Origin of the sequence: Yokenella regensburgei (genome assembly GCF_003634235.1) — a bacterium.
Lineage (GTDB): Bacteria > Pseudomonadota > Gammaproteobacteria > Enterobacterales > Enterobacteriaceae > Yokenella > Yokenella regensburgei.
The window spans coordinates 1,533,092-1,556,351 of the sequence record NZ_RBIZ01000003.1 but is presented as its reverse complement, the minus strand read 5'-3'; the positions used below and the strand labels follow the sequence as shown (position 1 = coordinate 1,556,351).

Below are 23,260 nucleotides of genomic sequence, written 5' to 3'. Positions count from 1 at the left end.
TACTGTGTTAGTACTCAGTGGTTTTTAGGGGCTGTGAAACCTGGCGTAGATCGTGGCTGGCCTCACTGCGCCAGTGGATAACACCAGGGGTGGTGGAAAGCTCAAACGGTGTGCCAGGGTGCGCCCGGTTGATAATCCGCGCCGCGCGCCAGGCCATCAGGCTCAGCTGTGGTTCGGCGATGCCGAGGCTGTGCATCCCTGCATTCACGGCAAACAGGCGGTTGTGCTGCGGGCCATCCCATTCCAGAGAAAAATCGGTATTGACCACGAAGTCTTCGTCACGGGTCAGACGCAGGCGCGGCGCCAGCGGAGCCAGAAACGCCGGACGCGCCGGGCTGTAGCCGGTGGCAAAAATCACTACGTCGGTGTCCAGCGTCTCTTCACCGTGATCGAGGTGGTGGCGCAGGGTCAGGCGCTGGTGCTCATCCTGGGGGCTCACGCGCGTTACCGAGCGGGAAGGCAACAGGTGCGCCCACGGTTTTTCGCGCAGCACCTCGAAGCGGTGGTACATGGCGCGATAGATAGCCAGCAGCGATTCGGTGGTGATGCCGTCGGAGGTCATCTTCTGCTCGCGGAGCATCTGCTCACGGGCCGCTTCACCGAGGGTGGCAAAGCTTTCCAGGTACTCCGGAGTAAAGTACTCGTTGGCGAAAGCGGCCTCGTCGAGCGCGTTGTAATTATTCCGCCGTGAAACCCAGTTCAGCGCTTTCGGCTGGCCCCATTCTCCACGGAAGATGTTGAGGAACAGGTCCGCTCCGCTCTGACCCCCGCCGACAACGGTGACGCGTTTTCCGGCGAGGTCGGGGGCGCGCAGCATCATTTCACTGGCGTGGAAGCAGCGGTCACTCTGCTCGTTGACGCAGGCGGGCAGGTTAATCTGCTTACCGATGCCGAGGCACACGTGGCGGGCAAAGAAGCGGTCGCGTTGGGTCACCACTTCAAACAGACCGGACTTCTCGTCGTAGCTCACCTGCTGCACCTGCTGGCTGAAGGCGAGGTTGGTCAGGTTGTCGGCCGCCCAGCACAGATAGTCAGCAAACTCTTCGCGGGAGACGGTGCGCTGCTCGGTGGTCAGAAAACGATAGAATTTTTTACGCTTTACCAGATAGTTCAGGAAGCTGTGGCGATTGGTCGGATCGACCGCGCTCACCAAATCTTTCAGGAAACTGGTCTGCATGTAGCAGTCCGGCACCATCATCCCCGGGTGCCACGAGAAGTGGGGCTTACGCTCGAGGAACAGCGTGCTGAAACCTTCCAGACTTTCGGCCAGCGCGGCAATACTTAAGTTGAATGGGCCAATACCAATGCCAATGAAATCATAGGTTTTCATTCTGCGGACTCCCTGGAGACCAGATAAAGCGGGTTATCGAGATCGGTTAAGTAATTCGGCAGCATGCGGCTACCGCCATCGTGTTCGGAGAAGGTGAGCTTCACGGGATTCAAAATCACGCGGATGATTTGCGGTTTGAACAGGTCAAACAGCGCGAAGCGTTCAGCCATCTGCGGGTGCTGTGCCATGTAGCGCTCAAGTACGCAGGCGAGCAGCTGATAGAAGCGTTTTTCGCTGACGCCACACTGCTCGGTGAGGCGGGAGATGAAGCGCAGCACGGTAACGAAATGACCGGTCTGCAGATCATGAATGATGTAGTCGGCGCTAAGGCGCGCAGTGACATCTTTCACCGGCTGCGGCAGGGTGGCGGCCTCCGGGAAATTGATATCGACAAGGCGCATATCGCCCTGGAAATCCTTCAGCAGAATGCGCTGCGGCACATGGTCATTCATCACCAGAGTGACGTTCTGCCCGTGGGCAATCAGCGCCACGCCGTAGCGGCACAGCAGGTGGTAGAACGGCAGCACCACGGCGCTAAACATTTGCGTGAGCCATGCTTCAGCGCTCAGACCGGAGCGCGCAATCCAGGCGTCAATCAACGGGCGGCCCTGGTCGTCGCTTTCCATCAGCGCGGCCATCAGCACCGCCTGCTCGCCATTCTGCAGATAGCACGACGGGCTTTCGCGCCAGATAACCCCCAGCATCTCCTGATAGCGATAAGGCGCGGCAGGCAGCGCGGCGTAACCGCGATGCGCCAGATATCCGGCGGCAGGCTCGCCCAAAATTTGCGCCCCCAGTGCCTGCAGGGTGGCATCGCCGGCAAACTGCTGCTGCAACCAGCGTGAGGCCAGCGGCCCGGCGGCGATGTATTTTCCCGGGATCCCGCGATAGCAGGAGGTGTTGTAAATGGTGAGCGGTAGCTTGATATCAAAAGCCGAGCGGCGGCTGACGTTAGTCAGGGTGCGCAGCGACTGCTGGGCGAGGTACTCGTCGCCGAACTCGCCGAGACTGACGATTTCACCACGGGCAATCTGCGCCACAAAGTGCAGGGCGATTTTTTGCTGCCACTGCCACGGATGCTGTGGCACCGGCAGCCAGTTGTGGTCAAGGCCCAGCGCCTGCCAGTGCTCGTTAAAACGCTGGCGTTCAGCGTTATCCATAGCGCTTGCCAGCAGGTTACCGATATCGCAGTCGGCGTCGCTGCTCCACACCAGGCTTTCACGGCGAACCGCTATCCAGTGCAGGCGAAAACGCCCGCGATACTCCGGCGCATACTGCTGCAGCGCATCGAGGCCCCAGCCGCGACGGCCCTTGTTGAAGATGAACTTTGGGTGCCCGGCAAGCAGACACTGCAGCTCGTCCGGGTCGAGGTCGATAAGCGCATCGGCGCTCAACCCTTTACGGGCAGAGAGCAGTTGCAGATCGCCGCGCAGGGTGGCGTAGAGATCTTCCAGATGCTCGGCGGTTTGTGCATCGCTCATCCCCAGCACCTGCGCCAGCTGACGCAGCGCGTTTTCCGCTTCAATCGGGGTATGACTCTGGTTGCTGAGCGTGGCGCTATCAATATGCAGCCAGCCCCAGATCCCGCGTCTGGCGCTGAACTGCCAGCGCTCATCGCCCAGTGAAATCGACCAGCGCTGTGGCGCGGTTTCTTCAGCGGAAATGGCGCGCTCGTACTCAAGCTCGGCGAGGATCTTCGCTACCATCTCGCGGTTAACCTGCTCCCACGCGCGGATCATAGCCCCACCTCCGTGAAGAAGCGCTGACGTTCGCTCATCACCAGACGCGAGCGTTTATGCGGGAAGTCGAACTCTTTAATGGTGCTATAACCGGCGACCGGCAGGTGGCGGAACAGGCGCTGGTTGTCAAAGCGAGGTTCGGCAACAAGGCGGGTGGTACGGGGTTCGTCGAGCCACAGATAGTGGCTGATACCGCGCAGCCAGCTACGGATGTACTGCGCACCGCGCCACTGCTCTTCGCCCACCAGCATGTGCAAACCGCGATCGAACGGCTGCCAACGATAGTGGCGACCAATACGGTCTTCCGGCGCCCAGTAAATTTCGAAATAGCCAAACGGCTGGTCGTCAAAACAGCCGATCAGCGGGTAGCAGTAGCTTGAGTTCAGCTGCTTGCGCAGATAATTTTCCTGCTCTGCCTGCGGTCCGGCCATCTCCCAGAAGGCATTGACGCGCGGGGCGTTCATCCAGCGGGTGAAGCGCCCGGCATCTTCTTCAAGGCTTGCGGTCCGCAGGCTCAGGGTACGGTTAATTTGCGGATCGTAGCGGCGATAAACCTCGCCAGTGGGGCGCGCCGGGCGTACCGGGAAGCACAGCTGGCGTGCGTCATCAAACTGCAGATCGTGACGAGGCGTCGCGCGTTCACCACAAAGCCACAGCGGCAGCTGCCAGAAGGTCTCGCGGGAGAAGTAATCGCTCTGCGCCAGCGCAAACAGGCGCGTTGCCTCGGCGTGATGTTGCCACTGCGCCCACGGCAGAGTGACGCCAGAAAGCTGAGGCGCGGCAACGAACAGCTGATCCAGCGCATCAACCAGCCAGCCGTCTTCTGTGCCGTCGATGAAGGGCAGCACCGCGCTGCCGTCGAGCCCCAGCGACAGCGGCAGCGCCACATCACGCAGCGCGCAGCGGAAGCCGAAACCGTCATGAACAATCTTCGCGTGCGGCATCAGGCAGGCTCCTTATAGAACGGGTTCAGGAAATCGAAATAGATAACCGCCGGATCGACGATGGTGTTTTCGTTGTGGTCGTGCAGGTAACAGAAGAAGTTGCCTTTGCAGTTCCAGTGCTGACCGTCGAGCACGTAGTCAAGGCAGCGAGTGTCCTTCGCGGTCTGGCGTAATTGCGCCAGCGCATCGCGAACCAGCGCCATCAGGCTCTCTTCACTGTCGAATCCGGCGGCGCTCAGCGCGGCGGTAACCGCAAGCGTCGAGTTCACCAGCAGGTAGTAAGGGAAGTAGCGCAGCAGCTGGGCTTCGCTGAAGCGGTTTTCTGCCTCCAGCTCATTCTCTTCGCGCAGCCACTCGTCGGCGCCTGCGGTAAAGGCGCTGCCCTGGCAGTCGCGATAGAGCAGGCCGACCGGCAGGTCCTGCTGCATCTCCACCAGAATGTTTTGCTGGTGGGCGAGCAGCACCAGGCCGTAGTCCGCTTCGGCGCTGAACAGCGGCAGCAGAACGCGCTCGCAGTAGGCTTCCACCCAGCAGCGGGCGGCGGTCGCCAGCGGCAGATTCAGGCGCTGGCTGAGGCGCTTAACGGCGGCGGCGAGCAGGCTGTCACCCCCGTCTGGCGCGGCCTGGGTCAGGCTCACCAGGACGTTGGTCTGGGTCTGTGGGGTGTCAAACAGCAGGTTGACGCGCAGCGCCATCAGGCTCTCTTCCTGCACGTTGCCGTGGTCGTCCAGCACACCGACCCAGCCGTCTTCCTGCATTACCCGCATCGTCGGGTAGCGGGTCTGCAACGTTTGCCAGCGCGGGGTTTGCGCCAGGCGCGCGAGGCGCATGCCGCGTTTCACCTCTTTGACCGACAGCGTGCGCACCGAGTTGGTCAGACGCACGCTGAGGGAGAATTTGATCATGTCGTGATTGCTTTCGCTGTACAGCGAGCGCGATGAGCTGGTCGGCAGCCAGCGGGCTCCGGCCTCGCCTAAGTCTTGCAGCGCACCGCGCTTCACCAGCGCCTGGCACCACGCCTTGGTGAGCAGATGTTCAGCCTGCCACGGGTGCATCGGCACCAGCCAGCAGTCGTCGGTGAAGTGGTGCAGCAGCTCCGGGGCACTCTCAGCGGCAAAGCGCAGCAGGCGGTCGCGCAGGGTGTGCGTCAGGCTGTCGCCGGTGACGAAATGACGGTCGAGCGCAAACCAGCGCAGCGGGAAGCGGGAGGCGAAATCCGGCAAATAGCGACGGGCTTCGCTCTCGTTAAAGGGTTCGTGCGATTTTGGCGCCGGGTGAAACGCGTGTCCCACCAACAGCGCCTGTTCTGCCTCGGCAAAGTTCAGCGGGCGGGCGCGCAGATTGCCCCAGTCATGGCGGATATCAATGGCCTGCCAGGTATGGCTATGGCTCTCCAGTACACGCCCGGCGAAGCGGGTCAGTGTTTCTTCTGACAGGCCGCCTTTGACCGAAGGTTTTGCCAGAACTTTTTCAACCAGTTGTGAAAAATCAAGAGCTTGTATGTTGTCGCTATCGGAATGAATAAGAACGGCGGGGAAGCGATACTGGTGATGCTGAGTGGGTGAGAAATAGCGTAACGGAAGACGAATAGCCTGGGTGTTGCAAAGCGGCAGATGGATGAAGGCGGTATCAGCCGAGGTGTCGGCCGGGTAGTACTGCCAGTCATCCGTTTCGCGCAGTAGCGCATTCAGGAAACACTGGGCCGCGACGTCGGTATCGGTCTTGCGGGGCAGGGAACGCATAACAGAATCTCACTCCATGACTGATAATAATTCTCGTTATGATATTCATTCTATTTACACTGACAACTATTTTTGTAATATTTATTTTCATTAACTACATAATTTCCTCACATTTTTTGACACTATTTTCACATTTATATGAGCATATCCGCACAGGAAGTCAGTGAGAAAAGCACCCTGAAACCCACATGGCCACTGGCGTTGTGCGCCGGTTTACTGGGGATTGGGCAGAACGGTTTGCTGGTGGTGTTACCACAGCTGGTCTCAATGACCGGATTATCGTTATCGGTGTGGGCCGGGTTATTGATGCTGGGATCGATGCTGTTTCTGCCTGGCTCACCGTGGTGGGGGCGTCAGGCCGAGCTGCGTGGCTGTAAATTCGTGGTGCTGTCGGCGCTTGGGGGCTATCTTGCAAGCTTCGCCCTGATGGCGCTGGTGGTGTGGGGAATGGCCGCCGGGGTGGTAGAGGCGACGTTCGGGATCGTGGGGCTGGTGATTTCCAGGGTCGTCTACGGCCTGACGGTATCGGGGATGGTACCTGCCGCCCAGACGTGGGCGATGCAGCGCGCCGGACAGGCGCACCGGATGGCGGCGCTGGCGTCGATAAGCTCGGGCCTGAGCTGTGGTCGTCTGATAGGGCCGCCACTGGCCGCCGTCGCATTGAGCCTGCAGCCGCAGGCGCCGCTATGGCTGATGGCTCTGGCACCGCTGCTGGCGTTGCTGCTTATCGTTCGCCAACAAAACGATCCACCGCTGCCGCCGGTATCGAGCCAGTCTGCCCGCCTGCAATGGAACATGCTGCCGTACCTGCTGCTGGCGCTGTTCCTCGCCGCCAGTATCAGCCTGATGCAGCTTGGCCTGTCGCCGCACCTGAAGCCGTTGTTCTCCGGTAACAGCACGGAGGTGAGCCATCATGTCGCCTGGCTGCTGAGCCTCGCGGCGGTCAGCACGCTGCTGGCACAGTTTCTGGTGGTGCGCCCGCAGCGCCTCAGCCCGCGCGCGCTGGTTGCGGTGGCTGCTGGCCTAATGGTGCTGGGGCTTGGGTTGATGCTGTCGACGGCGCTCCTGACCTTCTACGCGGGTATCGTCATTACCTCATTCGGTGCGGCGATGGCAACGCCTGGCTATCAGCTGCTGCTTAACGACAGGCTATCAACCGGGAAGGGTGCGGGGGTTATCGCCACCAGTCATACGTTGGGCTATGGCGTAAGCGCGATGCTGGTGCCGCTGGTTTCGGCGTGGTTCGGCGAACAGGCATTAATTGCGACGGCATTAGTGCTGGCGGGGGGATTCGCGCTGGTGTGCGGTCATCTGCTGCAGCGTAAGGGATGAAGGGCGACGGTGCGCCGCCCTGCGGGTAGCGATTACGCTTTTTTGGCGTGATACATCTCATCGCTTTGGGTGTCGTTTTCCACCCAGAAGTTAATATTGAACTGCGCGTCGTCGCTCAGCTCAACGCGATGCCAGTACTCTGGCGGGCTGGTGGCGAACTGCCCGGCATTAATCACCACTTTCACTTCCGGCTCCGTCGCCTGCTCGTTAGCAAAACCGTAGTAGGTGACCGTTCCTTCCATCACGCACAGTTGACCGAATACACCGGCGGCGGTGTTGTGATGCGTCAGCAGAGCAGCAGGCACGGTCTCTTTGGTGAAGAAGGGAGTAGAGCGTTTAACTTTCCAGTTTGCGGGGATACGAAGATGTGACACAGGAATTCTCCTTTGCGATTCATCTATAAGATGCATTTAATATACATCTTATAGAGGGTCACAGCAACGACTTCGGCCCATAAAAAAACGCTCCCGGGGGAGCGTTCTGTTAGCGACCAAACAGGTCGCGGCGCTTCGGTTTGAACGGTTGTGCTATCAACACCAGCAGCGCCACAATCAGGTAAGCGGCGAAAATACCGACCAGCCACTGCGGCATCTCAAGCGTCAGGAATTCCCACTGACGCACGGAGCAGTCGCCGGAAGCCAGGAACACCTGCGGCAGCCACTTGTCCAGCGGCAGCCAGCTCGGGAAGCGGGCGGCAAAGTCACAGGTCATGAACGGAGACGGGTGCAGCTGGATCATGGTGTGTTCCCATGCAAGCTGTAATCCGCGCCAGGCGCTGTAGATCCAGATAAGGATCGCCACATAGCGCAGCGGGGATTTCGGTGCGATGGCACCCACAATCCCGGCTCCCATGATGCCAAACAGCGCGCTACGTTCGTAGATACACAGAACGCAGGGCTTCAGCAGCATCACGTGCTGGAACCAGAGCGCGACCATTTCAAGCGCAAAGGCGGTCAGCGCCATCAGTAACCATGCACCACGACCTCGTGAGCACTGGTTTAAATATCGCAACATAATCATTTCCCTGGAACATGCTAAGACACGCAGTGTAAACGAATTTTTTCCCTGTGCCACCTGGGGAGAAATAATATTACATAAATGAATCGCTCTAACCCAACGAACGGTGTCAGGTCAGAGCGAGTTTGCCTTACGGCGTGACGATCCACCCCTGCGCCTGTAGCCATTCAGAGACGGGCATCAGCGAGTGCTGCACACAAAGTAAACCGACCAGCGTCAGCACCAGCGTATAGGGCAGCGCCATCCAGACCATCCGGCCATAGGAGAGACGAATGAGCGGCGCCAGCGCGGAGGTGAGGAGGAACAGGAACGCCGCCTGGCCGTTCGGGGTGGCAACGGACGGCAGGTTGGTGCCGGTGTTAATCGCCACCGCCAGCAGTTCAAACTGCTGCATGCTGATAACGCCATGTTCCAGCGCCGCTTTTGCTTCGTTGATGTAGACCGTACCGACAAACACGTTATCGGAAATCGACGACAGCAGCCCGTTAAACAGATAGAACAGCGACAGCTGCGCGTGCGGTGAAGCCTGCAGAACATAGCTGATGATTGGCGAGAACAGCTGCTGGTCGATGATCACCGCGACCACGGCGAAAAAGACCGTCAGCAGGGCGGTGAACGGCAGCGCTTCGGTAAAGGCTTTGCCGATGGCGTGCTCGTCGGTCACACCGGTGAGCGACGTCGCGAGAATAATGACCGTCAGGCCGATCAGCCCGACCTCCGCCAGATGCAGCGCCAGCGCAACCACCAGCCAGACGCCGATAATCCCCTGCACAATCAGGCGTAACGTCTCCTGGCGGGTGCGCTGCTGGCGGCTGCGCAGATCGTAATCATGCAGCACCTGTCGCACCGGCTCAGGCAGCGTTTCGCCGTAGCCAAACCATTTAAATTTCTCGACCAGCACGCAGGTTAACAGTCCACAGAACAGCACCGGGATCGTAACCGGAGACATCCGCAGGAAGAACTCCCCGAAGTGCCAGCCCGCCGCTTTGGCGATGATCAGGTTCTGCGGTTCGCCGACCATGGTCATCACGCCACCGAGGGCGGTACCGACGCCCGCGTGCATCATCAGGCTACGCAGGAAACCGCGGAACTGCTCCAGCACCGCGCGATAATGCTTATCGATGTGGCTGTCGTCGGCCAGTTCGCCCTCATCCGGGCGGTTCGACGCCGCACGGTGATAGATCCCGTAAAAACCCACCGCCACGCTGATAATCACCGCCACCACCGTCAGCGCATCGAGGAATGCGGAGAGGAACGCGGCGGCCAGACAGAAGGCGAGGGAGAGCACGATTTTGCTCTTAATCGACAACAGCAGGCGGGTGAAAATCGACAGCAGCAGCTGCTTCATGAAGTAGATCCCTGCCACCATAAATACCAGCAGCAGCAGAACTTCGAGGTTACCGGCAATCTCTTCGCGCACGTGTTCCGCGCTGGTCATCCCGATGGCGACCGCTTCAATCGCCAGCAGACCACCCGGCAGCAGCGGGTAGCACTTCAGCGCCATGGCCAGGGTGAAGATAAATTCCACCACCAGCAGCCAGCCCGCAACAAACGGATTAATAAAGAAAACCAGTGGGTTAACTACTAAGAAGATAAGCAGTGTCAGTTTGTACCAGTCCGGTGACTGGCCCAGAAAGTTGCGCCACAAGGCGCGACCGTAGGAGATTTCCACGACGAACATCCATCCCGTCAACAAAATGAGAGGCATAGTGTAAACGAAAGGCGGACGATGGGGGGAAAAAGCGCAGCAAGCGACCATTTTCCCATTACCAATTTGAGAAAATAGAACCGCGATCCCCTTTTAATTGGCGAGCCGTGCTATCTGCTCCACAACAGCTCTGGTATGATGAGTGATATTTTGCAACGCTGTGTAATGGAAATCTTACTATGGTCATTAAGGCGCAAAGCCCGGCGGGTTTCGCGGAGGAGTACATCATTGAAAGCATCTGGAACAACCGCTTTCCTCCCGGCTCCATTCTTCCTGCTGAACGTGAACTCTCTGAACTCATTGGCGTCACGCGCACCACATTACGCGAAGTGTTGCAACGTTTAGCTCGTGATGGCTGGTTGACCATCCAGCACGGCAAACCGACAAAAGTGAACAACTTCTGGGAAACCTCCGGACTGAATATTCTCGAAACGCTGGCGCGTCTCGATCACGAGAGCGTTCCGCAGCTTATCGACAATCTGCTGTCCGTGCGTACCAACATTTCCACCATCTTTATCCGCACCGCATTCCGTCAGCACCCGGACAAGGCGCTGGAAGTCCTGGCAAGCGCGAAGCAGATTGAAGATCACGCGGATGCCTTCGCCGATCTCGATTACAACATCTTCCGTGGCCTGGCGTTCGCCTCCGGTAACCCGGTGTATGGTCTTATCATCAACGGCATGAAGGGTCTGTACACCCGCATTGGCCGCCACTATTTCGCAAACCCGGAAGCGCGCAGCCTGGCGATGGGGTTCTATCATCGTCTGGCGAAGGTGTGTGAAGAGGGGCTTTACGATCAGGTATATGAAACCGTACGTAAATACGGCCATGACAGCGGCCTGATTTGGCATAACATGCAGAAAACCCTGCCCGGCGACCTGGCCATCCACAGTCGCTAAAAAAGAAACCCGGCAAGCGCCGGGTTTTTTATTACAGCAAATTCTGCCGCGGCGGGCAGCGCTCCAGCAACTCCACGCTGCCGTCGGCGTTCTGCTGCTCCAGAATAATGTCAAATCCCCACAGCCGGTGAACGTGCTTGAGCACCTCTTTACGCCCCATATCCAGCGGGGCACGATTGTGCGGCACGTAGCGCAGGGTCAGCGAGCGGTCGCCGCGTAAATCGACGTTCCACACCTGAATATTAGGCTCCAGGTTGCTCAGGTTATACTGGGCGGAAAGCTTGTTACGAATCTCGCGATAGCCTTCCTCATTGTGGATAGCGGCAATTTCCAGATAGTTATTGCGATCGTCATCCAGTACGGTGAAGAAACGGAAATCACGCATGATTTTCGGCGACATAAACTGGCTGATAAAACTCTCATCTTTAAAATCGCGCATCGCGAAATGCAGCGTCTCCAGCCAGTCAGAGCCGGCAATGTCCGGGAACCAGTACCGGTCTTCCTCCGTCGGAGACTGACAGATACGCTTAATGTCCTGGAACATGGCAAAGCCGAGGGCATAGGGGTTAATGCCGCTGTACCACGGGCTGTTGTAGGGCGGCTGGAACACCACGTTGGTGTGGCTGTGTAAAAACTCCAGCATAAAGCGCTCGGTGACTTTGCCCTCGTCATACAGATGATTCAGGATGGTATAGTGCCAGAAGGTCGCCCAGCCTTCGTTCATCACCTGCGTCTGTTTTTGCGGATAGAAATACTGGCTCACCTTACGCACAATGCGCAGGATCTCGCGCTGCCAGGGCTCCAGCAGCGGGGCGTTTTTCTCCATAAAGTACAGCAGGTTCTCCTGCGGCTCGGAGGGGTAGCGTCGGGAGGCATCAACAATCCTTTCCTCCTCTTTCTTCGGCAGCGTACGCCACAGCATGTTCACCTGGCTTTGCAGATACTCTTCCCGGCTTTTCTGCCGTGCTTTTTCCTCCTGCATGGAGATTTTCTGCGGACGTTTGTAGCGGTCAACGCCGTAGTTCATCAACGCATGGCAGGAGTCGAGCAGTTTCTCGACCTCATCGACCCCGTAGCGCTCCTCGCACTCGGAGATATATTTGCGGGCGAAAATCAGGTAATCGACGATCGAGCTGGCGTCGGTCCAGCTGCGGAACAGGTAGTTGTTCTTGAAAAACGAGTTGTGCCCGTAGCAGGCGTGCGCCATGACCAGCGCCTGCATGGTAATAGTGTTTTCTTCCATCAGGTAGGCGATACATGGATTGGAGTTGATCACAATCTCATAGGCCAGCCCCTGCTGACCGTGCTTATAGGCACGTTCGGTCTCGATAAACTTTTTGCCAAACGACCAGTGGGTATAGTTGATGGGCATACCGACGCTGGAGTAGGCGTCCATCATCTGTTCGGAGGTAATGACTTCGATCTGGTGCGGATAGGTGTCGAGTCGGTAGAGTTTCGCCACCCGGTCAATTTCTGCCAGATAAACATCCAGCAGGTCGAAGGTCCAGTCGGGTCCGTCGCTCAGACGTGTGCTTTCCTTATTCACTGAATCAATCGTAGCCATTAGCGCGCCCTCATTGTTGGCGACTCTCTCTGTCTGGAGAGCCTCATTTCAAGCATAGAACACGGCGTCATAAACCACCGGAAGAAGGAATTTTTTTCTTTGCGATTTTCCCATTTCATTTGCGACGAAAAATCAATTTAGCAGAATTTTGCGCTGGCTAATTTTCACGCGCAGCAGGAGATGCCAAATAGCGCCGTACCGCACTGGCTGGGCGTAGTGTGAGGTAAGTCACCATAAAAAAAGCATATGTTGAATAATATTTTCATCTGGGTTATCAATTTGTAATCAGAAGATTGTTCTTTTACTCATATTCAGATGGAGTGGCTATGCGTGTTGTGATACTGGGAAGTGGCGTCGTCGGCGTAACCAGCGCCTGGTATTTGAGTCAGGCCGGGCATGACGTCACGGTTATCGATCGTGAATCCGGTCCTGCGCAGGAAACCAGCGCGGCCAACGCCGGGCAGATCTCGCCGGGCTATGCGGCACCCTGGGCTGCTCCTGGCGTGCCGTTGAAAGCGATCAAATGGATGTTCCAGCGTCATGCGCCGTTGGCAATTAGCCTCGACGGCACCCAGTTCCAGCTGAAATGGATGTGGCAGATGCTGCGCAACTGCGATACCCGCCACTACATGGAAAACAAAGGCCGGATGGTTCGCCTGGCGGAGTACAGCCGCGACTGCCTGAAGGCGCTGCGTGAAAGCACCGGCATTGAATATGAAGGGCGCCAGGGCGGCACGCTGCAGCTGTTCCGTACCGAACAACAGTATGAAAACGCCACCCGCGATATCGCGGTGCTGGAAGACGCGGGCGTGCCTTACCAGCTGCTGGAGGCTGCTCGCCTGGCAGAAGTGGAGCCCGCGCTCGGCGAAGTGGCGCACAAACTTACCGGTGGGCTGCGTCTGCCGAATGACGAAACCGGCGACTGCCAGCTGTTTACTCAGCGTCTGGCGGCGATGGCCGAGCAGGCGGGGGTAAAGTTCCGCTATAACACGCCGATCGATCGTCTGCTGGTGGAAGGCTCGCAGATCTGCGGCGTGCAGTGCGGTGATGAAATCGTTAAAGCCGACAGCTATGTGCTGGCGCTGGGCTCTTACTCTACCGCGATGCTGAAAGGGATTGTCGATATCCCGGTTTACCCGCTGAAGGGCTACTCGTTAACCATTCCGGTTAATGAAGATGACGGCGCGCCGGTATCAACCATCCTCGATGAAACCTACAAAATCGCCATCACCCGTTTTGACCAGCGCATCCGCGTCGGCGGCATGGCTGAGATCGTTGGTTTTAACACCGATCTGCTGCAAAAACGCCGTGAAACCCTGGAAATGGTGGTTCGCGATCTGTTCCCACGCGGAGGTTTTGTTGAGAAGGCGACCTTCTGGACCGGGCTGCGCCCGATGACGCCAGACGGCACGCCGGTAGTCGGGCGCACGGCGTTTAAAAACCTGTGGCTCAATACCGGTCACGGTACGCTTGGCTGGACGATGGCCTGTGGCTCCGGCCAGCTTATCAGCGACCTGATGTCGGGCAGAACGCCAGCTATTCCTTATGACGATCTGAGCGTTGCCCGCTATGGTCAGGGATTTACCCCTTCGCGCGCACAGCATCTGCACGGCGCGCATCAATAAGGAGGCGGTATGGCACGTCCTGTCCACGCCAGCATCGATTTACATGCGCTGCGTCAGAACCTGAGTATTATCCGCCGGGCAGCGCCGCAATCGCGTGTCTGGTCGGTGGTAAAAGCCGATGCCTATGGGCACGGGCTTGAGCGAGTCTGGAGCGCGCTGAACACCACCGACGGTTTTGCGCTGCTCAATCTTGAGCATGCCATCATGCTGCGCGAGCGCGGCTGGAAGGGGCCGATTCTGCTGCTGGAAGGCTTCTTCCACGCCGATGAGCTTGAGCTGCTTGATAAGTATCGTCTCACCACCAGCGTGCACAGCAACTGGCAGGTGAAGGCGATCCAGAATGCACGCCTGCACGCGCCGCTCGACGTGTACGTGAAGGTGAACAGCGGCATGAACCGGCTCGGCTTTGCGCCTGAGCGGGTACATACCGTCTGGCAGCAGCTGCGCGGGTTAAGCAACGTGGGCGCAATGACGCTGATGTCGCACTTTGCCGTGGCTGAACGTCCGGAGGGTATTGTCGAGCCAATGCAGAAAATTGAACAGGCGGCAGAAGGGCTGGACTGCCCGCGTTCGCTGTCAAACTCGGCGGCGACCCTCTGGCATCCCGAAGCGCATTTTGACTGGGTCCGCCCGGGTATTGTCCTCTACGGTGCGTCGCCTTCCGGCCAGTGGCAGGATATCGCCAACAGCGGCCTGAAGCCGGTGATGACCCTCAGCAGTGAGATTATTGCCGTACAGAATCTGAAAGCCGGTGACGTGGTGGGCTACGGCCAGCGCTACCGCGCCACCCGCGATCAGCGGATTGGTATTGTCGCCTGCGGCTATGCCGATGGTTATCCACGCGTGGCGCCAGATGGCACCCCGGTGCTGGTCGATGGCGTGCGCACCACAACGGTGGGCACCGTGTCGATGGATATGCTGGCGGTGGATTTAACCCCCTGTTCACAGGCGGGTATCGGTACGCCGGTGGAGCTGTGGGGCAAGGAAATCAAGATTGATGACGTGGCGACCGCCTGCGGGACCGTCGGCTATGAGCTGATGTGCGCCCTGGCAACGAGAGTCCCGGTTGTGACAGTGTAACTTGTAAGTGCCGGGTGCGACGTGGTCTTACCCGGCCTACAGGTATTGTAGGCCGGGTAAGCGCAGCGCATCAGGCGCGTTATACCTCTTCTTCTTCCGCAACGCGCACGCCGACTTTGCGCACGGTATTATCTTCCTTCTCGGCGACCGTCCAGATCATCCCGGCAAACTCCACCTGGTCACCAACGACCGGCGCGGCTCCCAGCAGATGCTGAACAATATCCGCCAGCGAGAGCTGGTTATCGCGAAACTCTTCGCCGCCGTCGAGGCCATAAATCAACGCGATATCGGCAAACTTTGCGTTCCCTTCAAGAATAAAGTCACCAAAGAAGCGCTGGTCGAGCGCCACCGGCGGCGACTGGCTGAACAGGCTGCCGAGCGCCGGGAGGTCACGCTCGCGACCAATGACGCACAGAATATCGTTTTCACGCAGGCGGGTACTGCCGGTCGGGTGCAGCAGCACATTGTCGCGGAACAGCGCGGCGATGCGGGTATCCGGCGGCATATGCAGGTCGCGAAGGGCGGCACCCACGCACCATTTCTCGGCGCTCAGCTGGTAGACAAACTGCTCCCACGGATTGTCGGGATGAATATCCAGCCCCACCCGGGAAATCGGCCAGCCCACCGGCGGCACCACGACTTTGGCTTTTTTCGCCGCCCACGAGAGCGACGTGCCCTGGAACAGGAGGGAAATCAGCACCACGAAGAAGGCGACGTTGAAGAACAGACGCGCGTTCTCAAGCCCGGCCATCATTGGGAATACGGCAAGGATGATGGGCACGGCGCCGCGCAGTCCTACCCAACTGATAAAAATACGCTCGCGCAGATTAAATCCGCGGAACGGCAGCAGGCCGATAAACACCGACAGCGGACGTGCAAAGAAAATCATCCCGGCGGAGAGAATGAGCGCAGGCACGGCAATCGGCAGCAGGTCGGACGGCGTCACCAGCAGGCCGAGCACCAGGAACATGCCGATTTGCGCAAGCCAGGCCAGGCCGTCGAAGTTCTGCAAAATGGCGTGGCGGTTGCGTATTGGGCGGTTACCGAGCAGGAAGCCACACAGGTACACGGCCAGAATGCCGCTACCGTCGAGTGAAGTTGTAATACCAAAAATCATGATCCCGCCGCTCAGCGCCAGCAGCGGATACAGCCCGGCGGGCAGCGAGATGCGGTTAATCATCTGCAGCAGCAGATAACCGCCCGCGAGACCAATCAGGATCCCAAGGCCAAACTGCTGAATGATGTGCACCGCAAACAGCCAGCTCAGGCTGCTTTCGTGGTGCTGGATCATCGAAATCAGGGTGATAGTCAGAAACACCGCCATCGGGTCGTTACTGCCGGATTCAATTTCAAGCGTTGAGCCGACACGTTCGTTCAGCCCTTTGCCGCCCAGCAGCGAGAAGACGGCCGCCGCATCGGTCGAGCCGACGATGGCGCCAATCAGCAGCCCTTCAATCAAATCAAGATGGAACAGCCATGCGGCCATCATCCCGGTGAGCCCGGAGGTAATCAGCACGCCAATGGTTGCCAGCGACAGCGCCGGCCCCAGTGCGACGCGAAACGAGCTCGCCTGGGTGCGCATCCCGCCGTCGAGCAGGATAACCGCCAGCGCCAGGTTACTGATCATATAAGAGAAGGGGTAGTTATCGAAGGGGATCCCGCCAATACCATCGACCCCGGCGAGCATGCCTATCGCCAGGAAGATAACGAGGATGGGGATACCAAGACGTGAAGAAAATGAACTTAATAAAATACTACTGGTGACTAAAACTGACCCCAGTATAAACAGACTGATAACCGCCCCGGCGTCCAACGTTCACGTACTCCCTATGTCGCGTGATAACTATTCTAAAACGGTAACATATTTAGCACGTGAACAATGGACTAATAAGAGCTATGAATGCATTTTTTCTTCGCTGAGCACCGGATGACCGCTGAGGGTGAGCGTGGTGGCATCGCCGCTGTTCACCAGCAGTGCCTTTGCCCCTAACGGTAAGGTCACAGTGCGCGCTTCGTGACCGAAATCGAGCCCGGTTATCACCGGAACGGCGAGCCGCGATCGCAGGTAGTCAACCATTGTGTCCAGGGTATATCCGGCATCATAGTCGTTTGGCGTTGCACCGCTGAAGCTCCCGAGTACGATTGCGCGCTGGCGAGAAAGAATTCCGGCATGCAGCAGCTGCAGCAGCATGCGTTCAACGCGGAACGGATGCTCATTAATATCTTCCAGCACCAGAATGCCGTTGCGGATCTGCGGCATCCACGGCGTGCCGATAAGCGAGTTGAACATGGCCAGATTCCCCCCCCACAGCGTCCCTTCCGCGCGGCAGTGTGGGCCGTGGCCCTGCCATTCAATAGTGAAGGTGCGGTTTTGCAGCGCCAGCCAGAAGTGGTGCTGGGTGAACTCATTCAGCGGTTCGGCGCCGAAGTTGGCCGCCAGCATCGGGCCGCTGAAGGTGATAACGTTGCCCTGCGCCAGTAGCCCGAGTTGGATCGCGGTAAAATCGCTGTGGCCGCAGATGAGCAGCGGATCCTGTTGCTGGCGGGCCACCAGCGCAGGCCAGTCAATCGATTCCAACAGCCGACTGGCACCGTAGCCGCCGCGTACGGCCAGCACGATGCGGTCTTTACCGGTGAGTTGAGCCAGACCGTTGATATCGCTCAACCGTTCGGCTTCGCTGCCGGCGAAGCGCCGATCGCGGCGGGTGATGACCTGCTGGTGTTCCACGCGATGCCCGTTTTTTTCAAGACGCCTGACGCCTAGCGCAGCGGCAGCCTGATTAATACAATATCCGGAGGGGGCAACCAGGTGAAACAGACTCATACTCATTCCTTGCGAAGGGGTAAACCGTTATCATGCCGCCTGAACCGATCGTTGTCACCCAGCGCGGCACACTTCAGCTAAAAGGATAGATGCGTGAAATTGAGATGGTTTGTTATTTTATTATTCACTTTACTCGTCGGGTGTAGTTCAAAGCAGGATTATCGTAACCCGCCCTGGAACGCTGAAGTACCGGTGAAGCGGGCAATGCAGTGGATGCCAATCAGTGAGAAAGCGGGTGCCGCCTGGGGCGTGGATCCGAAGCTTATCACCGCCATTATCGCCATTGAGTCAGGCGGTAACCCGAACGCGGTGAGTAAATCTAACGCCGTCGGGCTGATGCAGCTTAAAGCCTCAACTTCCGGGCGCGATGTGTACCGCCGGATGGGATGGAGCGGTGAACCCACCACCAGCGAGCTGAAAAACCCGGAGCGCAATATTTCGATGGGGGCGGCTTATCTGAGCATTCTGGAAAATGGCCCGCTGGCGGGCATTGAAGATGAGAAAGTGATGGAGTACGCGGTGGTGGTGTCGTATGCCAACGGCGCCGGGGCGCTGCTGCGCACCTTCTCCTCTGACCGCAAGAAAGCCATCAGTAAGATTAACGCTCTCGACGCCGACGAGTTCTTCGAACACGTGCAGAAGAACCATCCAGCGCCGCAGGCTCCTCGCTATATCTGGAAGCTGCAGCAGGCGCTGGACGCGATGTGATCAGATAACTTTATTGGCGCGTTCTCGCGCCGCGCGCTCCAGTGAGAAGATAATGCGCTGGAGCGTGCGCTCGGCCGACGGGTTGACGTTAAGGAAACGGAAACTCAGGCGCGGGGTGCTCACCGTTTCATTCTTCCCGTCCACGACCCGACGTTCGCTGATAGCGATGAGCTGGGCGTCAAACGTAAAGTGTCCCCATTCTTCCATGTCGAGCTCTACCTGCGGAATGCGCATCCCTTCAATCAGATTCTCCGGCGGCGGCGCGTCCATCAGTGCGCCCATCCCGCCGAGCGACAGATCGCACAGACGGAAGGTAATCACCTGCTTATCCGGCAGCGTCGCTTTACAGCGATAGCCTGGATGCAGCGGGGCGGCAATGCGGAAAAACTCCCGACGTTGTATGAACCACAGGGAAGGTGGAATGGGAGTCACAAACGCCGGTAGATTCTGGAACGCCTCGGCGGTGAGTTTCGGCACCTCAAACTCAATCTTTGCCCCCTGCGTTTCTGCGGTGAGGGTCAGATTCTCCATCCGCTGAACCACGCGGTTTTCATACTCCTGGCTACCAAAGTCGATGACCAGGCGCTGCGGGGTCACTTCAAGGATGCGGCTGATGAATTGCCCGGTGGGCCAGGAGACCCGTACGGGGACCTCATGCTTATGCAGATCGCGAAGAACGTTTAAAACAGCCAGCGGATTAAGTTTCAGGAATTGCTCGTTGTAGTGACTCACACCAAATCGCTCCAGGTGACAGACTGTCGGGTAATTATCGGCAGCGTTTGCGCAGAACTTAATACAAATGGATGAAAAGAGAGTAATGCGCTAAAAAAAAGGTTCATGAGCGAGTTATTTCAGTGGAATTACCTATACTTGAACCATTGGGGCTGGCGATTTCGACCCGCCCGCAAAGGGTATTCCTGGAGGTGGTTATCATGGGCATTCTGACCTGGATTGTGTTCGGACTGATAGCAGGGGTTATCGCTAAACTCATCATGCCGGGGCGTGATGGCGGGGGATTCATCCTCACCTGTGTTCTCGGGATTGTTGGTGCGGTGGTGGGTGGATGGCTGGCGACCATGTTTGGTATCGGCGGCGGCGTTAACGGTTTCAACTTACACAGCTTCCTGGTCGCCGTGGTGGGCTCCATCGTGGTACTGGTGGTGTTCCGGCTACTACGACGCGAATAACAGGAAAACGGCCTCTCAGGAGGCCGTTTTTTTTATGCCTGAACTCTGGGCTGAGTGACGCGTAATCCGCTTACCACGGCGGCAATGACGGCAAGCGTACCGGCCAGCAGCAGCGAGATGTGTTCGGCATTGCTGCCCGAGAGGTTAAACATCAGGGCGACCAGCGCTGCGCCGGTGCTCTGGCCGAGCAGGCGGGCGGTGCCGAGCATTCCGCTGGCGCCGCCGCTACGATGCCGCGGCGCGGAAGAGATAATCGTGTGATTGTTTGGCGACTGGAACAGGCCAAATCCGGCACCACACAGTATCATCCGCCAGATGATATCGATATCGCTGGGTGACGAAGGGAGCAGCGCCAGAGCAAACAGGCCACAGGCCATCACCAGCATCCCCAGCGCGCCGAGCAGGCCGGCGTGTACGCGCTCAATCAGATAACCTGCCAGCGGCGCCATCACCATGGTGGCGAGCGGCCACGGTGTTAATAACAGACCAGTTTCCACTTCGCTGCGGCTCATCACCGATTGCAGGAAGAAGGGCAGCGAAACCAGTGCCAGCATCTGCGCGCAGAATGAACAAATCGATGTGCAGATAGACAGCGAGAATAGCGGAATTCGCAGCAGATCGACCGGTAACAACGGCACCGGCAGACGTAGCTGACGGCGCACAAAGAAGAAACCGATAACCACAACGCCGGCAACTTCTGCCAGCACTAACGGCAGCGACTCGCCCTGAGCAAAGCTGCTAAGTGCAGTAATGAGCAGACCGAAGGTGAGCGCGTTCATCACCGCGCTTGGTAAGTCAAAACGTGGTGCCTGGCTGCGCGAACCGTTGGCGGGCAGGTAGCGCAATGCCAGGACAAAGGCGACGATCCCAAGCGGGACGTTAATTAAAAACAGCCACTGCCAGGACGCAAGAGAGAGGATAGCGGCGGCGATAGTCGGGCCCGCTGCCGAAGAGACTGCCACCACAAACGAGTTGATCCCCATCCCACGGCCCAACTGGCGTTGCGGGTAAATAAGGCGAATGAGCGCCGTATTCACGCTCATCAGGGCGGCACCGCCCAGCCCCTGGGCAACGCGGGCCAGAGTCAGCATCTCAAGCGACGACGACAGGGCGCAAACCAGCGAGGTCAGGGTAAATACCACGAGGCCAATTTTGAACACCCGATGATAGCCGAACATATCGCCGAGAAATGACAACGATAGCAGCGACACCACAATGGCAATCTGGTAGGCGTTAACTATCCAGATAGAGGCTGCAGGTGAAGCATTGAGATCGGCGGCAATCGTCGGTAACGCGACGTTGGCAATCGCGCCATCGAGCACCGCCATGGTAATACCCAGAACAATGGTAAAAATAGCGCCATACCGCTGGGGTAACGGCAGACCATCGACAACGTTTTTATCCATGAGGAGTGTGAGTCTGGAGAGAGAATTGGCTGAATGTTGATTCTAGCATTGATTATTCAGCCGTAGCTCGCAGATTTGTAACCGGGTTCAAGAAGATGCATTGCGACGAAGGGGCTGTGAATTTATAATAAAAACCGGTTCTAATTTTTATAAAACAGTTGCGGTGAGGTGATAAATGGCAGTCGCAGATTTGGATAAGCAGCCAGATTCTGTCTCTTCAGTCCTGAAGGTATTTGGCATTCTGCAGGCGCTCGGGGAAGAGCGCGAAATAGGGATTACCGAACTGTCGCAGCGCGTGATGATGTCGAAAAGTACGGTATATCGCTTTTTACAGACCATGAAATCATTGGGCTATGTGGCGCAGGAAGGCGAATCCGAGAAGTATTCCCTGACCCTGAAGTTGTTTGAGCTGGGCGCACGTGCGCTGCAAAACGTAGATCTCATTCGTAGCGCTGATATCCAGATGCGCGAACTGTCTCGCCAGACGAAAGAAACTATTCACCTTGGCGCGCTGGATGAAGACAGCATCGTTTACATCCATAAAATCGATTCGATGTATAACCTGCGCATGTACTCCCGTGTGGGTCGCCGCAATCCGCTTTACAGCACCGCTATCGGCAAAGTGCTGCTGGCGTGGCGCGATGTAGAAGAAGCCAAACAGATCCTGGAAGGCGTCGAGTATAAGCGCAGCACTGAACGCACCATTACCAGTACAGACGCTTTACTGCCAGTGCTTGAGCAGGTTCGAGCTCAGGGCTTTGGTGAAGACAACGAAGAGCAGGAAGAAGGGTTACGCTGCATCGCCGTCCCTGTTTTCGATCGCTTTGGCGTAGTGATTGCCGGGCTGAGTATCTCTTTCCCGACGCTGCGTTTCTCGGAAGAACGCTTACAGGAGTATGTGGCTATGCTGCATACCGCGGCGCGGAAGATCTCTGAGCAGATGGGGTACAACGACTATCCGTTCTAAGTAAACATAAAAAAAACGCCGCGAAATGCGGCGTTTTAACTCGGCGCTTTGCTTAACCCTGATCGACCACGGTAGCGCTTTTGCGCAACACCGGGCAATTAGTCAAACCGATGATTCCGCTGTCTGAATGAACATATTGTGCGGAACTGACTCCACGCGCGGTCAGGTATTTACACTGTAAACCTAACCCACCTACATTCTCTTTGCTGCCGATTAAAACACCATATCCGCTGAGCAGAATGGCAATCCAAACAATCACAAGTACAATAATTGAACGAACCAGTAAACGCATCGCTAGCCTCTTTTATGCTTGAGCTTGTTAATAGAGTAGCCTGGTCATTATCTGAAACAAGTCAATGATTCCTAAAATGATCAGTTCCTATTACAGTTAGCCGCCGTTTAAGGTTAGGGTGCTAACCTTTATCGTAGAGTTTTGTATCTGGAGTCTGCAGTGAAAAAGTTTCGATGGGTTATCCTGGTTGTCGTGATTATTCTCGTTTGTATGGTGCTATGGGCCCAGATGATAAACGTCATGTGCGATCAGGGGGTTCCGTTCTTCAACGGCATCTGTACCATCAACAAGTTCATCCCCTGGTAAGACATTTTGCACGTGAATGATTTCCTTCCTGAAGACGAGTGGTAGAATAGACTGTTCCTTTTGAGGTGGTGAAATGAGTGACTTAGTGAATTCTGGGGTGTTAAATCTGGTCTCAATGGTGCTTTCAGCGATCCTGCTGGTGGTAGGCCTGGTGTTGTGGTTCTTCGTTAATCGCGCCAGCTCGCGTACTAATGAGCAGATTGAGCTGCTCGAAACGATGCTCGATCAGCAAAAACGACAAACGGCTTTGCTGCGTCGTCTCTGCGAAGCCAACGAGCCAGAGAAAGAAGCCCCTGTAGTTGAGGAACAGAAAGCGGAAGCGGAAGAGGGCGATGATTTCATTCGCCTGGTCGCAGAACGCTGATTTTCCTGGTTGAGCTCCCGGTAACGTCGACCCGTCGCTACCGGGGCAATTGCGCTGTAATCTCTCTGCCTGTCGCCTGAAATCCCCGATCTTTAACTACGACTAATCTTTTTGTTAGCCTTTCTTATTAATCCAGCTGATTGTTACCTGTTGATATGGGCGAGGCCGGCGATGTTATTCCGCTATCCTCGGTTTTATTATTAGTAGAACTATTAGCGAAACGTTT

General features: G+C 57.3%; 22 protein-coding genes and 1 pseudogene. 10 read left to right on the top strand and 13 right to left on the bottom strand.

Annotation, left to right across the window (positions count from 1 at the left end):
- Positions 1–7: 7 nt before the first annotated feature.
- Genes C7387_RS07610 through C7387_RS07595 form a run of 4 tightly spaced genes read right to left on the bottom strand, consistent with a single transcriptional unit; the run spans position 8 to position 5,755 of the window.
- A complete protein-coding gene (locus tag C7387_RS07610; RefSeq protein WP_120816413.1) occupies positions 8–1,330 on the bottom strand; it encodes a lysine N(6)-hydroxylase/L-ornithine N(5)-oxygenase family protein in 1,323 nt (440 codons plus the stop codon).
- Positions 1,327–3,069, bottom strand: coding sequence for an IucA/IucC family protein (gene iucC, locus C7387_RS07605; RefSeq protein ID WP_120816412.1), 1,743 nt, complete (start codon positions 3,067–3,069; stop codon positions 1,327–1,329). The genes C7387_RS07610 and iucC overlap by 4 nt, the downstream gene beginning before the upstream one ends.
- The gene (locus C7387_RS07600) at positions 3,066–4,013 is read right to left on the bottom strand and encodes a GNAT family N-acetyltransferase (RefSeq protein ID WP_120816411.1); all 948 of its coding nucleotides are present in this window, start codon (positions 4,011–4,013) and stop codon (positions 3,066–3,068) included. Before C7387_RS07600 ends, iucC begins: the two co-directional genes overlap by 4 nt.
- Entirely contained in the window at positions 4,013–5,755 is a 1,743-nt protein-coding gene (locus C7387_RS07595; RefSeq protein WP_120816410.1) for an IucA/IucC family protein, read from the bottom strand. Before C7387_RS07595 ends, C7387_RS07600 begins: the two co-directional genes overlap by 1 nt.
- A 138-nt stretch (positions 5,756–5,893) precedes the next feature.
- On the opposite strand from C7387_RS07595, the gene C7387_RS07590 reads away from it, so the two are divergent.
- Positions 5,894–7,087: an MFS transporter gene (locus tag C7387_RS07590; RefSeq protein ID WP_120816409.1), complete on the top strand. Its 1,194-nt coding sequence runs from the start codon at positions 5,894–5,896 to the stop codon at positions 7,085–7,087.
- Positions 7,088–7,119: 32 nt separating this feature from the next.
- Here C7387_RS07590 and C7387_RS07585 read toward each other — a convergent pair whose 3' ends face one another.
- The 3 genes from C7387_RS07585 to nhaB form a co-directional block, all read right to left on the bottom strand.
- On the bottom strand, positions 7,120–7,461 hold the full coding sequence (locus C7387_RS07585) for a TehB family protein (RefSeq protein ID WP_038257975.1): 342 nt from the start codon (positions 7,459–7,461) through the stop codon (positions 7,120–7,122).
- Positions 7,462–7,570: 109 nt separating this feature from the next.
- Positions 7,571–8,101, bottom strand: a complete 531-nt coding sequence (gene dsbB, locus C7387_RS07580) for a disulfide bond formation protein DsbB (protein ID WP_038257974.1) — start codon at positions 8,099–8,101, stop codon at positions 7,571–7,573.
- Positions 8,102–8,234: 133 nt separating this feature from the next.
- Positions 8,235–9,776 carry a Na(+)/H(+) antiporter NhaB gene (gene nhaB, locus C7387_RS07575; RefSeq protein WP_120816736.1) on the bottom strand — a complete coding sequence of 514 codons (1,542 nt, stop codon included), beginning with the start codon at positions 9,774–9,776 and terminating at the stop codon, positions 8,235–8,237.
- A 215-nt stretch (positions 9,777–9,991) separates the two neighbouring features.
- Between nhaB and fadR the strand changes: the two genes are divergently transcribed.
- A complete protein-coding gene (fadR, locus tag C7387_RS07570; RefSeq protein WP_006819650.1) occupies positions 9,992–10,711 on the top strand; it encodes a fatty acid metabolism transcriptional regulator FadR in 720 nt (239 codons plus the stop codon).
- A 31-nt stretch (positions 10,712–10,742) separates the two neighbouring features.
- Here the strand turns inward: fadR and C7387_RS07565 are convergent, their stop codons facing one another.
- Positions 10,743–12,275 (bottom strand): SpoVR family protein, encoded by a 1,533-nt coding sequence (locus C7387_RS07565; protein WP_006819651.1) that lies wholly within the window; start codon positions 12,273–12,275, stop codon positions 10,743–10,745.
- Positions 12,276–12,601: 326 nt separating this feature from the next.
- Here C7387_RS07565 and C7387_RS07560 point away from each other — a divergent pair, with 326 nt between their 5' ends.
- From C7387_RS07560 to C7387_RS23370, 3 genes and pseudogenes are all read left to right on the top strand, one after another.
- Positions 12,602–13,900: a D-amino acid dehydrogenase gene (locus C7387_RS07560; RefSeq protein WP_120816408.1), complete on the top strand. Its 1,299-nt coding sequence runs from the start codon at positions 12,602–12,604 to the stop codon at positions 13,898–13,900.
- 9 nt (positions 13,901–13,909) lie between these two features.
- Complete coding sequence (dadX, locus tag C7387_RS07555) at positions 13,910–14,980, top strand: catabolic alanine racemase DadX (protein WP_006819653.1); 1,071 nt, start codon at positions 13,910–13,912, stop codon at positions 14,978–14,980.
- 7 nt (positions 14,981–14,987) lie between these two features.
- A pseudogene (locus tag C7387_RS23370) lies at positions 14,988–15,119 on the top strand (hypothetical protein); the annotation flags it as partial.
- Here the strand turns inward: C7387_RS23370 and C7387_RS07550 are convergent.
- Together C7387_RS07550 and ldcA are read right to left on the bottom strand one after the other, a co-directional pair.
- The gene (locus C7387_RS07550; protein ID WP_038257969.1) at positions 15,060–16,793 is read right to left on the bottom strand and encodes a potassium/proton antiporter; all 1,734 of its coding nucleotides are present in this window, start codon (positions 16,791–16,793) and stop codon (positions 15,060–15,062) included. The pseudogene C7387_RS23370 and the gene C7387_RS07550 overlap by 60 nt on opposite strands.
- Positions 16,794–16,874: 81 nt before the next feature.
- Entirely contained in the window at positions 16,875–17,804 is a 930-nt protein-coding gene (gene ldcA / locus C7387_RS07545) for a muramoyltetrapeptide carboxypeptidase (RefSeq protein WP_038257967.1), read from the bottom strand.
- A gap of 93 nt (positions 17,805–17,897) precedes the next feature.
- Between ldcA and emtA the strand changes: the two genes are divergently transcribed.
- Positions 17,898–18,512 (top strand): membrane-bound lytic murein transglycosylase EmtA, encoded by a 615-nt coding sequence (emtA, locus tag C7387_RS07540; RefSeq protein ID WP_040903493.1) that lies wholly within the window; start codon positions 17,898–17,900, stop codon positions 18,510–18,512.
- On the opposite strand, the gene ycgR is transcribed toward emtA, so the two are convergent.
- Positions 18,513–19,244, bottom strand: coding sequence for a flagellar brake protein YcgR (gene ycgR, locus C7387_RS07535; protein ID WP_006819657.1), 732 nt, complete (start codon positions 19,242–19,244; stop codon positions 18,513–18,515).
- A gap of 200 nt (positions 19,245–19,444) precedes the next feature.
- Here ycgR and C7387_RS07530 point away from each other — a divergent pair, with 200 nt between their 5' ends.
- Complete coding sequence (locus tag C7387_RS07530) at positions 19,445–19,699, top strand: GlsB/YeaQ/YmgE family stress response membrane protein (protein ID WP_038257962.1); 255 nt, start codon at positions 19,445–19,447, stop codon at positions 19,697–19,699.
- Between the two features lie 32 nt (positions 19,700–19,731).
- Here C7387_RS07530 and C7387_RS07525 read toward each other — a convergent pair whose 3' ends face one another.
- Complete coding sequence (locus tag C7387_RS07525) at positions 19,732–21,105, bottom strand: MFS transporter (RefSeq protein WP_120816407.1); 1,374 nt, start codon at positions 21,103–21,105, stop codon at positions 19,732–19,734.
- Between the two features lie 175 nt (positions 21,106–21,280).
- On the opposite strand from C7387_RS07525, the gene kdgR reads away from it, so the two are divergent.
- Entirely contained in the window at positions 21,281–22,072 is a 792-nt protein-coding gene (gene kdgR, locus C7387_RS07515) for a DNA-binding transcriptional regulator KdgR (RefSeq protein WP_006819660.1), read from the top strand.
- A 52-nt stretch (positions 22,073–22,124) separates the two neighbouring features.
- On the opposite strand, the gene C7387_RS07510 is transcribed toward kdgR, so the two are convergent.
- On the bottom strand, positions 22,125–22,364 hold the full coding sequence (locus tag C7387_RS07510) for a YobH family protein (RefSeq protein WP_038257957.1): 240 nt from the start codon (positions 22,362–22,364) through the stop codon (positions 22,125–22,127).
- A gap of 159 nt (positions 22,365–22,523) precedes the next feature.
- Here C7387_RS07510 and mgrB point away from each other — a divergent pair, with 159 nt between their 5' ends.
- Complete coding sequence (mgrB, locus tag C7387_RS07505) at positions 22,524–22,670, top strand: PhoP/PhoQ regulatory lipoprotein MgrB (RefSeq protein WP_038257955.1); 147 nt, start codon at positions 22,524–22,526, stop codon at positions 22,668–22,670.
- 73 nt (positions 22,671–22,743) lie between these two features.
- The gene (locus C7387_RS07500) at positions 22,744–23,034 is read left to right on the top strand and encodes a YebO family protein (protein ID WP_006819663.1); all 291 of its coding nucleotides are present in this window, start codon (positions 22,744–22,746) and stop codon (positions 23,032–23,034) included.
- Positions 23,035–23,260: the final 226 nt, after the last annotated feature.